Here is a 13,218-nt window from a genome sequence, read left to right as displayed (position 1 = left end):
CTCCAATGGGCATTCTGCCCGCCGCAGTTTCCACCGCGACCGGCGCACACGCAACAACTCAAATCGTTCTCGCTACTGCTTATCCAGACCGTAGACGGAATGCAAAGTACGAACCGCAAGTTCCGTATACGGACCGTCGATCAGGATCGAAATCTTGATCTCGGAGGTCGTGATGGCGCGGATGTTGATCGATTTGTCGGCCAGCGCCTTGAAAGCGGTGGCGGCGACGCCGGCATGGCTCCTCATGCCGATGCCGATGACCGAAACCTTCGACATGCCGGCTTCCGACTGCACGACATCGTAGCCGATCGACGCCTTGAGGCGTTCAAGCACGGCCAGCGCCTTGTCGACATCGCCCGACGGCACGGTGAAGGTCATGTCGGTGAACTTGCCATCCTCGGAAATGTTCTGGACGATCATGTCGACATTGATGTTGGCCTCGGCCAGCGGCCCGAAGATGCCGGCGGCAACGCCCGGCCGGTCGCCGACCCGGCGCAGCGAAATCTGCGCTTCATCCTTGGCGTAGGCAATTCCGGTGACGACCTGCTGTTCCACGATCTCTTCCTCGTCGCAAATGAGCGTTCCGGGCGGATTGAGCAAATCCCCCATTCCGGGCGCGTCGGGATCGTCGAAGGACGACCGCACGAAGGTACGCACCCTGTGCACCATGGCAAGCTCGACCGAACGCACCTGCAGAACCTTGGCGCCGAGCGAGGCCATTTCAAGCATTTCCTCGAACGATATCTTGGCCAGCCGCCGCGCCTTGGGCTCGATGCGCGGATCGGTGGTGTAGACCCCGTCGACGTCGGTATAGATGTCGCAGCGATCGGCCTTGACCGCCGCGGCTATGGCGACAGCACTGGTATCGGAGCCGCCGCGGCCGAGCGTGGCGATACGATTGTCCGGGCCAATGCCCTGGAACCCGGCGATCACCGCCACCTGGCCCTCGCCGAAGCGCTTGATCAGGAACGCGCCGTCGATGTCGAGGATGCGCGCCGCTCCATGCGCATTGTCGGTCTTGATCGGGATCTGCCAGCCCTGCCAGGAGCGGGCGTGCACGCCCATGTTCTGCAAGGTAATGGCCAGAAGGCCGGCCGTGACCTGCTCGCCCGAAGCGACGACCGCGTCATATTCGCGTGCGTCGTGCATCGGCGAGGCCTCACGCGTCCACCCGACCAGTTCATTGGTCTTCCCGGCCATCGCCGAAACGACCACCGCCACCTCATGGCCGGCGTCGACCTCGCGTTTGACGTGACGCGCCACGTTGCGGATGCGGGCGATGTCGGCGACCGAGGTTCCGCCGAATTTCATCACGATGCGCGCCATGGGAGCGAAATGCCTTTGCCTGAAGCCGGATCCCGGCCAAAAGCCGGAATCCCGAAAAGCGGAAGGCCGGCTGACGCCGGCCGCTGAATGCGCGGCCTCCTTAGCCAAATGATGAAGGTTTCGCAAGGCTGGCGGTCGATTGCCGGCTCCAGAAGCCGGCATATTGCCTTCCGCCCCGCCGCCGCTTACGAAATGCTGCCTGCGGGGAATTCTTTTGGTTCGGCATAACAGATGATGATTGCTCGTCTTCGACGTGCCATGCGATGGCAATCGCTTCCGCTTGTCGCCGGCTTCGCCGTGCTGGCGCTGATTGTCGGCAGCCGCGCCATGCTGGTCGAGGAACAACGGGCCAACCGCGCCGCCGCGCGCGAGGCAATCGAATATCAGCAATTGCTTTCGGGTCTGCTTTCTCTGGCGCAGGAAGCCGAGAGCGGCCAGCGGGGCTACCTGCTGACCGGCGAGAAATCCTATCTCGAACCCTATCGAAGCGCTGTCGGCGCCATTCCGGGGCAACTTGCCCGCATCGACAGCTTGACCGCCCCCGACGACCAGCTCGTCCAGCCGATCAACCATATCAAGGACGCGCTTTCGCAAAAGCAGGCCGAACTTGCCGAGACGATTGCCCTGTACGAACAGGGCAATGCGACGAAAGCGCTGGATCTGATTCGCAGCGGCCAGGGCAAGGCCGTCATGGACGAAATCCGGACCAGCATGGATACGGTCCGACGCATCAGCGCCGCAGCCGTCGCCGCGCGCGACGCGCATACCGACCAGGTCGAGGCCTGGCTACGCATCGGTTCGGTGGCGGCGCTGCTGGCGATCTTCCTGCTTGCCGGCTACGCGATCAGGGAATCGCGCCGCCGCTTCCGTGAGGTTGCCGTTGCCCAGGATGAGCTGGTGCGCAAGAACGTCGCGCTCGGCAACGAGATCGAGACACGTGAAAAGGCCGAGTCCCAGATCCGCCAGATGCACAAGATGGAGGCGGTAGGCCAGCTTACAGGTGGCATCGCCCACGACTTCAACAACATGCTGGCGGTGATCATCAGCGCCATGAACCTCGCCCAGCGCAAGCTGGCGCGCGGCGAGCACGACATCGCACAATTCATCGATGCGGCGATCGATGCCGCGACCCGCGCCGCCAATCTGACGGCCCGGCTGCTCGCCTTCTCGCGTCAGCAGCCGCTGGCGCCGCAGATCGTCGACGCCAACCGCCTGCTGACCGGGATGTCCGACCTGATCCGGCGGGCACTCGGCGAAACCATCCGCATCGAAACGGTGCTGGCGGGAGACTTGTGGAAAACCCATGCCGACCCGAGCCAGATCGAGAACGCCGTTCTCAACCTGGCCGTCAACGCCCGCGACGCCATGGGCGACGATGGCAAGCTGACCATCGAGACCGCCAACAGCCATCTCGACGACAGCTACGCCGCCGCCCATGCCGAAGTCGCGGCCGGCCAGTATGTGATGATCGCCGTCAGCGATACCGGTTCGGGCATGACCCCCGATGTCATCGCCAAGGCCTTCGAGCCCTTCTTCACCACCAAGGCGGTCAACAAGGGCACCGGCCTGGGGTTGAGCCAGGTGTTCGGCTTCGTCAAACAGTCGGGTGGGCATGTCAACATCTATTCCGAACCCGGCGAAGGCACGACGATCAAGATCTACTTGCCGCGGTATTTCGGCGCCGAAGAGCCGGCCATGACCACGGGGCGAGGCGACAACACCGCCGCACCGGTCACCGAAACGATCCTTGTCGTCGAGGATGATGCCCGCGTGCGGGTCTCCACGACTGAGGCCATACGCGAACTCGGATACACCGTCATTCATGCCGCGAGCGGCGAGGAAGCGTTGCAGAAACTGGCGGAGAACCCGAACGTCGCCCTGCTGTTCACCGACATCGTCATGCCCGTCATGAACGGCCGCAAGCTGGCGGAAGAGGCCGTTGCCCGCATGCCGCTACTGAAGGTGATCTTCACCACCGGCTTCACCAGGAACGCCGTGGTCCACAACGGCGTGCTCGACCACGACGTGCATTTCCTCGCCAAGCCCTTCACCATCGAGCAACTGGCGGCGAAACTGCGTGACGTGCTCGGCACGAAGTAGGTCGGCCACTCTGTCAGCCCCTTGGCAGCATCGAAAATTGTTGCCTTGACATTCGCGGCCTCACGCCCGACTTCCTAGCGCACGACCCCGAAATCGAAGTCGATTTCGGAAAGGATCATGCGCAGAATCTAAAGTGCTACAGCGTCCTTTGCGCGTCCAAGAGGACGTGCGGCGCTGTAGTGTCGAGGAGACCAACCCATGCCAGAGCCCCGACGATCGACGATCGATGCCGGAGAAGTGGAACGCTTTTCCGCCCTTGCCGCCGAATGGTGGAACCCGAACGGCAAGTTCCGCCCCCTGCACAAATTCAATCCGGTCCGGCTGGCCTATATCCGCGACCAGATAGCGACGCGCTTCGGCCGTGACCCGCGCGCTGCAAGGCCTTTCGAGGGCCTGCGCATCCTCGACATCGGCTGCGGCGGCGGACTTCTGTGCGAGCCGATGGCGCGGCTTGGCGCCGAAGTCGTGGGCGCGGATGCCTCCGAAACCAACATCGAAGTGGCCAAGCTGCACGCTGCCGAGGGCAATGTCAGCGTCGACTATCGCGCCACGACGGCCGAGGACCTTGCCGACGCCGGCGAAAAATTCGACGTCATCCTCAACATGGAAGTGGTCGAGCATGTCGCCGACATCGACCTGTTCGTCGCCAAATGCGGCGAGATGGTGCGGCCCGGCGGCATCATGTTCGTAGCCACCATCAACCGCACCCTGAAGGCGCTGGGCTTAGCCATCATCGGCGCCGAATATGTACTGCGCTGGCTACCGCGCGGCACCCATCAGTTCGGCAAGCTGGTGCGCCCGGAAGAACTCGAAAAGGCGCTTGGCGGTGCCGGCCTGACCATCATCGACCGCACCGGCGTCACCTACAACCCGCTGGCCGACCGCTGGGCACGCTCGAAGGACATGGACGTCAACTACATAGTCCTGGCGGAAAAAGGCTCAGTCTGAAGGCTGATCTGGAGATTTGTCGGGCCGTGGACAGTGTGAGAGCCCGACAATTGGCGCTTGAGCTTCCCGAAGCGGCCGAGAAATCGCATTTCGGCAAGGCCGACTTCCGGGTACGCAATCGCATCTTCATGTCGCTGTCCGAAAACGATCGCGCCGTCATAAAGCTCGACACCGGCCAGCAAGAGATGACGACTGCAGCCGAACCGCTGGTTTTCAAGCCAGTGCCTGGTGGATGGGGACGAAAGGGCTGGACGTCGATCATTCTTGACGCATGCGATGAACAGACATTTCGTAGCGCAATACGGATGTCATGGCGAAATGTTGCCCCGCCGGCTCTCAGGAAAATCTTTGACGCGAGCCAGGCCTAACGGATCGGCAAGGCGGTTCCGGCTGCAGGAACTCGACCCTTCTGGCTTTGTGCCCTGGTGGTGATGAACACGCCGGCGGTGATGATGAGCGCGCCTGCCCAGGTCAGCAGCTGATAGTGCTCGCCGAGGAAGATGGTTCCGGCAAACAGGCCGACGGCCGCCGCGACATAACCGATCTGGCTGAGATAGACCGGACCGCCAACCGCCTGCAGCCGGAAGAAGAAGGCGAACATCGCCGATGCCGACGCAACCTGCGCGACCACCACCAGCGGCACGCCGCCGAGTGGCGCGAAAGCCTCGCCGCCGAACAGGAGGAGAATGCCGGCAAGCAGCATCGCCGCCGACGCCAGATGGCTGCCGACGGCAAGCTCGATCGGGCCGGTGCCGTCCGGCGAGTCGACCGTGCGGTAGATGTTGCCGGCGGCAAGGCTGACCGGAATGAGCAACCCCATCCCCACCCAGAACAAATCGGCCGGCTGGCCGGCCTCGCCGCGCGTCACCGCGACCATGACGGCGCCGACGAAGCCGACGGCGATGCCGACAATGCCCAGCATGTTGGGGCGCCGGACACGCAACAGGATCGAGAACACCAGTGTGATGACAGGCGACAGGGTGAACATGATGCCGGTGTAGCCGGCGCCCAGATGCGGGATGGCCGAGAACATCAGGAGGTTGGGGACGGCATAGGACACCGCGGCGGTGACGAAGAAATAGCGGAATTTGTGCGCGGTGAGCCGGACCCGCTGGCCGCGAGCCAGGAGCACGCACAGCAAGACGCCGCCGGCGCCGAGCGAGATGACGAAGGCCCAGACCATGGCCGGCACGCCGGCAGCCGTGGCGAGCTTGCCGAATGGCAGCGTCAGGCCGAGCAGGCCGCCGGTGACGACCAGCAGGCCGAGCGCCGAATCCCAAAGACGTTTCATTGACCGAATCCTGTAGCGCGGCCCTTGGCCGGCATTGCATGTTAAGATAAGATAATGGAAAGATTCTTAACGTCAAGATATATGATGGTGAGACAATTGGACAGGGCAGCAAGAGCGATCGAGCAATGGAAGCGGGAGCGGCCCGATCTGGATGTCTCGCCAATGGGTGTGCTCGGGCGGCTGAACGAGGCCTCCTCGCTGATCGCCCGCGAGCGCCTGGCGCCGTTGTTTGCCCGTTATGGATTGCAGTCCGGGGAATTTGACGTGCTGGCAACGCTGCGCCGTTCAGGCTCTCCCTACGCGCTGACGCCGACCGCTCTCTACGAGGCGACGATGGTGACGTCCGGCGCCATGACCAACAGGCTAGACCGGCTCGAAACGTCCGGATTGATCCTGCGCGGGCCGCATCCCAACGATAGGCGCGGCATTGTCGTGCGGCTGACCGACAAGGGCCTGGCCTTGATCGATGAAGCCGTTACCGCCCACGTGGCCAACGAACACGAGGTTCTCTCGGGCTTGACGCCGGCGGAACAGGAGACGCTCTCTCGGCTGCTTGAGAAATTGATCGGGAGTGTGGGCTAGAGCAACTCCAGGAAAAGTTTTCCGCCTAGAATTGCGTCAAACAAAGAGTTAGAGCCCCCTCTCCGTGAAACGGTGAAATGCTCTAGCCGGTCAGTTCATAGGCTGCCGCGAGAACCGGCGCCGGTGTTTCCAGCGCTGGTATGATACGGTGAGGTGGACAAGCCGGGTCGGCATGTTGAGGTAGAGCAGAGCATCTCGCAAACCACTGAGATTTCGCTCACTCATCGCCTTGTCGGAAAAGTCCGGCATGGCCTCAAGTGTCGCTTCAGCTTGCTGGCCCCGGCCCTTTCCTGTCGGCAGTCTGGCCGCAAAGGCTATTTCTCGACGCAGACAGACCTGCTCGACGCGATCCCGCAACGCCTCTTCGTAGCCGATACCGCATCGCATAAGCCGCGCGTGGGTGGCCTCATGGACGATAATCGAAGCGACCAATTCCGGCGTCGTCTCTTCGCTGATGATATGGCGCTCGTCCAATTCGCACGCCTTGGAGGAGTTTGCCCATTGCGCGACGGAAGCAGGAAGGGTTGTGACGAACACCTGTCTTACGTCACCAAGCAGCCGTCTGTAGCGCACTGGATCAAAATCACGAATAAGCTGAAGCGCCTCGACGATCTTGTCGGTGCCCTTGTCGCTTATGATGAGCAATCCGTCGACCGTTCGGGTACCGCTAAGCTTCACGGCGGCCCAGCGGGCTAATCGGCCAACGACGGCTCTTATGCTGCGTTCCGGCTCAATCGCTTCTGGGTCGCGCAAAGCTCCCTCGGAATTCAGTTGCGATCGTCCGGGAACACCGGGATCGGCATGAACTCGACGCCGTCCTCGGCCAAGCTCTTGGCTTCGTCCAGCGTCGCCTCGCCATAGATGCCGCGCGGGTCGCTCTCGCCGAAATGGATCTTTCGCGCTTCCTCGGCGAACTTGTCGCCGACATAGTCGGCATTCTCGCGCACCTTCTCGGCCATCGCCTTGAGCTGTGCCAAAGCCTGCTTCTGCGCCTCGCCCATGGCGAGCGCTATGGTTTCCTGCTTGCGCGCCGTGGAGACAGCCGGCGCCATCAGCGCCTTCTGCACCTTGTGCGATCCGCAGGTGGGGCAATCGACAAAGCCGCGCTTCTTCTGGGTGTCGAAATCGTCGTTGCTGCGGAACCAGCCTTCGAATTCGTGCTCGTGCTCGCAGATCAGGGCAAAGCGGATCAAGAGGCTGCACCCCTGAGCCGCGGCGCCTCGCCCGAACCGGCATTGACGGCGAAATCCCGTGCATTTCTGAGATTGGGGATCTTCTTGCGCGCGGCAAGCGACTGCGCCGGGTCGATCTCGGCGACGATCACCGCCGGTTCGTCATGCGCGGCTTCCGCGATGATACGGCCCCACGGATCGACGATCAGCGAATGACCGTAGGTCTCGCGGCCATCCTCATGCAGGCCGCCTTGCGCGGCGGCAACGACATAGGCGCCATTCTCGATGGCGCGGGCCCTGAGCAGCACGTGCCAGTGCGCCTCGCCGGTCTGGCGGGTGAAGGCGGCCGGTACCGAAAGCAGGTCGGCGCCGGCAAGCGCCTCGGCGCGGAACAATTGCGGAAAGCGCAGATCGTAGCAAACGGCGAAGCCGAGCTTTGCACCCTCGATCTCGGTGACGACGGCCTCGGTGCCCGGTTCGTAAGCGGCGGATTCACGCCAGGATTCGCCATTGTCGAGGTCAACGTCGAACATATGGATCTTGTCGTAGGTGGCGAGCGCAGCACCATCCGGCCCGAACAGCAGCGCCCGGTTGGCGAGCTTGCCGTCGGCGCGTAAAATGGCGGTCGAGCCGATATGCAGGAACACGCCGAGCTCCCTGGCCAGCCTGCGCGCGGTCGCGACGACGATGTCCTTGTCCTCGGAGGTGAAGGAGGCTGCGCGGGCTTGCCTGTCGCGGATCAGCGCGCCGGTCATTTCCGGCGTCTGGATATAGGTGGCACCCAGGCTGGCTGCTTCGCGCACCAGCCGTTCGAGATCCACGGCGTTGCGCTCGGGACTCTCACCTGAGCGCATCTGGATCGCAGCGGCTTTGAAAACACCCATCGTCATTCCCTCAATTCGTCGCGCCGTTGGCGAGCAGTTTGTCCAGCCGGCCTTCGGCCTCTAGCTCGTGGAGGTCGTCACAGCCGCCGACATGCGTATCGCCGATGAAAATCTGCGGAAAGGTCGTGCGGCCATGCGCCCGGGAGATCATCTCCTGGCGCAGTTCCGGCGAGAAGGAGGCATCATGCTCGGTAAAGGCGACGCCCTTGCGCTCGAGCAGCCGCTTGGCTGCCGTGCAATAGCCGCACATCATGCGGGTGTAGATCGTGACATCGGCCATGACGAATTTCCGCTGTTCGTTGCCGACTTATATAGTCGCGGACTCGTCCGCCCGGAAGTCCCCCGGCAACACACGGGCAAAGGTCAGCACGTCGACGGCGGCCGCACCTCCCCTTTTCAGCGCCTTGGTGGCGGAACGCACCGTGGCGCCGGTGGTGTAGACATCGTCGATCAAAAGCACCCTGCGGCCGGCGATCTCGATTTCCGCCTCGGCGGGTACCCGAAAGGCAGCCCGCACATTTTCCTCGCGTTCCCCGCGCTCCAGCCCGACCTGCTGGCGGGTGAGTTTCACGCGCCGCACCGCCGAGGGGGCGAAGGGCAGTTGACTAAGCGTCGAGACCGCCCTCGCCAGTTCCGCCGATTGGTTGAAGCGCCGCCTGAAAAAGCGCCGCCAGTGCAGCGGCACCGGCACCACCACATCCGCCTCGGCGATGAGATCGGCACCGGCGCGAACCATCCAGCGCGCCATCCAGGGTGCCAGATCCGTGCGATCCTGGTATTTCAGCCCCTGCACCATCTGGCGGGCAACGCCGGAATAGGCGACCGCCGCCCGCGCCCGCTCGAAAGGCGGCGGGTCGGCAATCGCCTCGGCCGACAGAAAGCCTTCGCCCATATGGTGGGTGAACGGCGTGCCCATGACCGGGCACCATGGCCGCTCCAGCAGCCTGAGCTTCGGCCAGCAGGCGCCGCACAGCACGCCTGGCTGCGAGACATGCCGGCGGCAACCGGCGCAGACCGGCGGAAACAGCATACGCGCCGGCCAGCCGACAACCGACCGGGCCAGGTTCGTGATCGCGATGGACTTGATCTTGGGCATCGGATCGGCCACGTGGTTGCTCCTGCGCGCCACTATATCAACGATCCCGGAGCGTGGACAAACAAAGGATCTGCCCGTTGCAGCCGATAATGGATACCTCTCTATGGCTGGCGCACAAGCGGCGCGCGCTTGCCCATCCGGTCGACGGCGCGGACTTCCTCATGCGCCGCACGGCCGAGGACCTTGCCGACCGGCTGGGCGCCGTCGAGCGCAGGTTCGGCAAGGCGGCTGTGCTGTTTTGCCAGACGCCTGCAGCAGCCGAAACGCTCGCCGAAAGCGGCAAGGTCGCCGACATCGTCCGCGTCGAGGCGGACACGGCCTTCCTGAGCGGTGGCGGCGCCGGCTTGATCGCACCGCTCGAAACCGTGCCGTTCGAAGCGGAAAGCCTCGATCTGGCGGTGTCGCTTCTGTCGCTGCAGGCCATGAACGACATTCCCGGCATGCTGATCCAGATCCGCCGTGCGTTGCGGCCGGATGGGCTTTTCCTCGGCGCCTTTGCCGGCGCCGGTACGCTTTTCGAGTTGCGCGAAAGCCTGCTTTCGGCCGAGACCGAGCTTTACGGCGGCGCCAGCCCGCGTGTCGCCCCGTTCACCGACGTGCGCGATGCCGGTGCGCTGCTGCAGCGCGCCGGTCTCGCTCTGCCGGTCGCCGACGTCGAGACGGTGACGGTGCGCTATGCCAGCCTGTTCAACCTGATGGCGGATCTGCGGGCCATGGGCGAAACCTCTGCGCTCACCGATCGCAGCCGGCGGCCGGGCTCGCGCAAGCTGTTTGCCCGTGCGGCGGAAATCTACGCCGAGCGGTTTTCCGACCCCGACGGCCGCGTGAGGGCAAGTTTCTCGATTGTCTGGATGTCCGGCTGGGCGCCCGACGCATCGCAGCAAAAACCGCTTAAGCCAGGGTCGGCCAAGGTCTCGCTGAAAACAATCCTGGAGGCGCCCGGCGGGCAATGATCCTGCCCGCGGACGCGGAAAGTCAATGCATGTCGCCGAAAAGTGGCCCCCGTTTTGGCAGACGACATGGATGAAAAAAGAACCTGGAGTTCAGGGGATGAAGGCGTTCGCAAGCCTGCTGCTGTTGTCGCTGAACAGCCAGATGAGCGAGTCGAAGACCCGGCCGATGCCGCCGACGATGGCCAGTGACAGAACGGCGACGATCAAGCCATATTCGACGGCCGTGGCGCCGGTCTCGTCGTTCAGAAAACGCAGCAGCACTGCTTTCATGGCCTTAACCCCTCTGTCCGGGACCTTACAGCCGACCTGTTAAGAAAGGTTAACGGCAAAGGCTTAACAGGCGATGAAGCTGCCGCCTTTCCGAAATCTCTTAACCATGTCAGCAGTCGCCGCTGCTCCTGCCATTGGACCTGATGATGCAGACCGAGCTCGGTTGCGGCTGCAGCACGCTGCGGCGCAGCGTGTAGGTTTCGCGATGGCCGATCGAGCCTGTCGCCGCCATGTCAAGCCCGCCGAAACCATCACGGGCCGACAGCGAGCGTGTCTGGCTGTCGAGGAAAGGGGTTGCAATCAGCGCCAGCGCCACCGCGGCCGAACCGAACAGCAGCGTGATGCGCAATATGCCCATGCCCGCATCGGCGGCGCGAAAACCGCGCTCGGGCCGGATCGAGTCCCAATCCCTGTCTAGGCTCATGCTATCGCTCCCGGCAAATCGACGGCTCGGCCGCGAACGGCCATGCTTCAATTTTTCACGACGAGATAAATCTTCCATTAACGCTGGCTGATACACGCCTCGGCAGGAAGCGACCGGACGCGAACCTCAGAGAAGATCGATGAGGAACGGAATCAGCGGCGCATCGGCCGGCGGCATCGGATAGTCGCGCATCTGCTTCGGCCGCACCCATTTCAGCGTCTGCCCTTCCCTGGGCTGGGCTATGCCGCGAAAGCGGCGGCAGATGAACAGCGGCATCAGCAGGTGGAAATCGTCGTAGGAATGACTGGCGAAAGTAAGCGGCGCCAGGCATGGAATGTCGGTTTCGATGCCGATTTCTTCATGCAGTTCGCGAATGATGCATTGTTCGGGCGTCTCGCCGGGCTCGACCTTGCCGCCGGGAAATTCCCACAATCCGGCAAGTTGCTTGCCCTGAGGCCGCTGCGCCAGAAGCACCCGGCCGTCGGCATCGACCAGCGCGCAGGCGGCGACCAGGAGCAGGCGTTTGCCGGCGGTCACGACATCATTCATGACCCGGCGGCCGGCGGTAGTGGTAGCGATAGACTTCCTCGAAGCCGAGCGAATGGTAGAGCGCCAGCGCCGGCACGTTGTTGGCCTCGACCTGCAGCCATGCTTCCCGCGCGCCCCGCAGCCGCGCCCATTTGAGCGCCGACAGGATCAGGTTGCGGCCATGGCCCCTGTTGCGCGCCGATCTGTCGGTGGCGACCTCGAACAAGCCGGCGAGATCGCCGTCATGCACGCAGATAAGCGTTGCCAGTGCCTCGGCTCCATCTTCGAGCGCGAACAGCCCGGCTTCGGGCTGGATGGCACCGATGATCTCCGACAGGCCGGGCCGCAGCGAAACATCCGAACCGCTGACCTTGAGCAACGCACCGATGAAGCGGCTGATGTCCTTCAGCGGAATCTGGTCCATGGCGGCGTCGAGCTGCGCGCCGGCCAGCGGCAGCCGCATGACCAGCGACTCGTCGAACCGGCTCCAGCCCTCGCGGTCGAGATGGCTGGCGAGATCTGGACCCGACAGCGGCGACATGCGGAACGTCAGCGGCCTTCCATAGGCATCGAAACGGCGGCTGGCCCGGCCGATACGGTCGGCCATGTGCATGATATCGCCGGGATCGAGCGGATTGACCGAGTTCAGCCGCTTGGCCGGATGGCCGGCGGTCAGCCGCACCACCCAGGTGCCGTCATAGTGGACGGCGGCTGCCGGCCAGGCGCGAAAGCCGGCAGCCTCGTAGCGGCGTACGATCGCGAGCATGCTTGCCGGATGCCTGGAGCTCAAAACCATCAGCTCCGATAATCGCCGTTGATGGCGACATATTCCTTGGTGAGATCGCAGGTCCACACCGTCGCCTTGCCGCGGCCGATGCCGATATCAGCGCGGATGCGGATGTCGTCGCGCTTCATGTAGGCCGACGTAGCGGCCTCGGAGTAGCCGGGGTCGCGCTCGCCTTCATGCGCCAGCCTGTTGTCGCCGAACCAGATCGACAGCCGGTCGCGATCGGCGGGTTCACCGGCCTTGCCGACGGCCATGACGACGCGGCCCCAATTGGCGTCCTCGCCGGCGACCGCCGTCTTGACCAGCGGCGAATTGGCGATGGACAGAGCGATGCGCTTGGCCGAGCGCGCCGATTTGGCGCCGGTGACGGTGACTTCGACCTGCTTGCGGGCGCCCTCGCCGTCGCGCACCACTTGCAGCGCCAGCGATTTCAGCACCTTGCCGAGCGCCCGGCGGAACGCGCCGAGACGGGCATCCTTGGGATCGGTTATCTCCGGCGCGCCGCGCTTGGCGGCCTTGCCGGTGGCGAAGATCAGCAGCGTGTCGCTGGTTGACGTGTCGCTGTCGACGGTGACCGCGTTGAAGGTCTTGGCCGTGCCGCGCGACAACAGATCCTGCAGGACGGGGGCGGCGATCGGCGCATCGGTGGCGATGAAGGAGAGCATCGTCGCCATGTCGGGCGCGATCATGCCGGCGCCCTTGGAAATGCCGTTGATGGTGACATCGGCGTCGCCGAGCTTGACGGTCGCAGTCGCCAGTTTCGGATAGGTATCCGTGGTCATGATCGCCTTTGCCGCTTCGGTCCAGAGCCCAGGCTTGCCATTGCTGACCAGCCCGGCCAGCAGGTGGCTGAATTT

General features: G+C 63.8%; 16 protein-coding genes and 1 pseudogene (1 of these 17 cut by a window edge). 5 read left to right on the top strand and 12 right to left on the bottom strand.

Going from position 1 to position 13,218, the window contains the following annotated elements:
* Nucleotides 1–72: 72 nt before the first annotated feature.
* A complete protein-coding gene (locus EOB80_RS31295) occupies nt 73–1,326 on the bottom strand; it encodes an aspartate kinase (protein WP_013529459.1) in 1,254 nt (417 codons plus the stop codon).
* 258 nt (nt 1,327–1,584) lie between these two features.
* Here EOB80_RS31295 and EOB80_RS31290 point away from each other — a divergent pair, with 258 nt between their 5' ends.
* The 3 genes from EOB80_RS31290 (at nt 1,585) to EOB80_RS31280 (ending at nt 4,742) form a co-directional block, all read left to right on the top strand.
* On the top strand, nt 1,585–3,426 hold the full coding sequence (locus tag EOB80_RS31290; protein WP_127331765.1) for a CHASE3 domain-containing protein: 1,842 nt from the start codon (nt 1,585–1,587) through the stop codon (nt 3,424–3,426).
* Between the two features lie 198 nt (nt 3,427–3,624).
* Complete coding sequence (gene ubiG, locus EOB80_RS31285) at nt 3,625–4,374, top strand: bifunctional 2-polyprenyl-6-hydroxyphenol methylase/3-demethylubiquinol 3-O-methyltransferase UbiG (RefSeq protein ID WP_127331763.1); 750 nt, start codon at nt 3,625–3,627, stop codon at nt 4,372–4,374.
* Nucleotides 4,375–4,424: 50 nt separating this feature from the next.
* Entirely contained in the window at nt 4,425–4,742 is a 318-nt protein-coding gene (locus tag EOB80_RS31280; protein WP_245466486.1) for an MmcQ/YjbR family DNA-binding protein, read from the top strand.
* Here the strand turns inward: EOB80_RS31280 and EOB80_RS31275 are convergent.
* On the bottom strand, nt 4,739–5,665 hold the full coding sequence (locus tag EOB80_RS31275; RefSeq protein ID WP_127331759.1) for a DMT family transporter: 927 nt from the start codon (nt 5,663–5,665) through the stop codon (nt 4,739–4,741). The genes EOB80_RS31280 and EOB80_RS31275 overlap by 4 nt on opposite strands.
* Before the next feature lie 96 nt (nt 5,666–5,761).
* On the opposite strand from EOB80_RS31275, the gene EOB80_RS31270 reads away from it, so the two are divergent.
* Nucleotides 5,762–6,247 (top strand): MarR family transcriptional regulator, encoded by a 486-nt coding sequence (locus EOB80_RS31270; protein ID WP_127322214.1) that lies wholly within the window; start codon nt 5,762–5,764, stop codon nt 6,245–6,247.
* A gap of 90 nt (nt 6,248–6,337) precedes the next feature.
* Here the strand turns inward: EOB80_RS31270 and EOB80_RS31265 are convergent, their stop codons facing one another.
* Genes EOB80_RS31265 through EOB80_RS31245 form a run of 5 tightly spaced genes read right to left on the bottom strand, consistent with a single transcriptional unit; the run spans nt 6,338 to nt 9,411 of the window.
* Nucleotides 6,338–7,000, bottom strand: coding sequence for a hypothetical protein (locus EOB80_RS31265; RefSeq protein ID WP_127322210.1), 663 nt, complete (start codon nt 6,998–7,000; stop codon nt 6,338–6,340).
* A 14-nt stretch (nt 7,001–7,014) separates the two neighbouring features.
* Nucleotides 7,015–7,440 (bottom strand): DUF1178 family protein, encoded by a 426-nt coding sequence (locus tag EOB80_RS31260; RefSeq protein ID WP_023811158.1) that lies wholly within the window; start codon nt 7,438–7,440, stop codon nt 7,015–7,017.
* On the bottom strand, nt 7,437–8,303 hold the full coding sequence (locus EOB80_RS31255) for a carbon-nitrogen hydrolase family protein (RefSeq protein ID WP_127331757.1): 867 nt from the start codon (nt 8,301–8,303) through the stop codon (nt 7,437–7,439). The genes EOB80_RS31260 and EOB80_RS31255 overlap by 4 nt, the downstream gene beginning before the upstream one ends.
* A 10-nt stretch (nt 8,304–8,313) precedes the next feature.
* Nucleotides 8,314–8,583 (bottom strand): glutaredoxin 3, encoded by a 270-nt coding sequence (gene grxC / locus EOB80_RS31250; RefSeq protein WP_127271365.1) that lies wholly within the window; start codon nt 8,581–8,583, stop codon nt 8,314–8,316.
* Nucleotides 8,584–8,610: 27 nt separating this feature from the next.
* On the bottom strand, nt 8,611–9,411 hold the full coding sequence (locus tag EOB80_RS31245) for a ComF family protein (protein WP_127271367.1): 801 nt from the start codon (nt 9,409–9,411) through the stop codon (nt 8,611–8,613).
* Nucleotides 9,412–9,476: 65 nt separating this feature from the next.
* Between EOB80_RS31245 and EOB80_RS31240 the strand changes: the two genes are divergently transcribed.
* Nucleotides 9,477–10,352, top strand: a complete 876-nt coding sequence (locus EOB80_RS31240) for a methyltransferase domain-containing protein (RefSeq protein WP_127322227.1) — start codon at nt 9,477–9,479, stop codon at nt 10,350–10,352.
* Between the two features lie 90 nt (nt 10,353–10,442).
* Here EOB80_RS31240 and EOB80_RS31235 read toward each other — a convergent pair whose 3' ends face one another.
* The 5 genes and pseudogenes from EOB80_RS31235 to argJ all read right to left on the bottom strand — a co-directional run.
* Nucleotides 10,443–10,622 (bottom strand): Flp family type IVb pilin, encoded by a 180-nt coding sequence (locus EOB80_RS31235; RefSeq protein ID WP_127331755.1) that lies wholly within the window; start codon nt 10,620–10,622, stop codon nt 10,443–10,445.
* Nucleotides 10,623–10,731: 109 nt separating this feature from the next.
* A complete protein-coding gene (locus EOB80_RS31230) occupies nt 10,732–11,046 on the bottom strand; it encodes a hypothetical protein (protein ID WP_013529445.1) in 315 nt (104 codons plus the stop codon).
* 126 nt (nt 11,047–11,172) lie between these two features.
* The gene (gene mutT, locus EOB80_RS31225; RefSeq protein ID WP_127322229.1) at nt 11,173–11,595 is read right to left on the bottom strand and encodes an 8-oxo-dGTP diphosphatase MutT; all 423 of its coding nucleotides are present in this window, start codon (nt 11,593–11,595) and stop codon (nt 11,173–11,175) included.
* Nucleotides 11,588–12,340 (bottom strand): GNAT family N-acetyltransferase, encoded by a 753-nt coding sequence (locus tag EOB80_RS31220; RefSeq protein ID WP_127322230.1) that lies wholly within the window; start codon nt 12,338–12,340, stop codon nt 11,588–11,590. The genes mutT and EOB80_RS31220 overlap by 8 nt, the downstream gene beginning before the upstream one ends.
* A gap of 29 nt (nt 12,341–12,369) precedes the next feature.
* A pseudogene (gene argJ / locus EOB80_RS31215) lies at nt 12,370–13,218 on the bottom strand (bifunctional glutamate N-acetyltransferase/amino-acid acetyltransferase ArgJ) (it continues 385 nt past the right edge of the window).

Origin of the sequence: Mesorhizobium sp. M7A.F.Ca.MR.245.00.0.0 (assembly GCF_003997415.1) — a bacterium.
In the GTDB taxonomy this organism is placed as follows: Bacteria; Pseudomonadota; Alphaproteobacteria; order Rhizobiales; family Rhizobiaceae; genus Mesorhizobium.
This window is presented reverse-complemented; position numbering and strand designations above follow the sequence as displayed.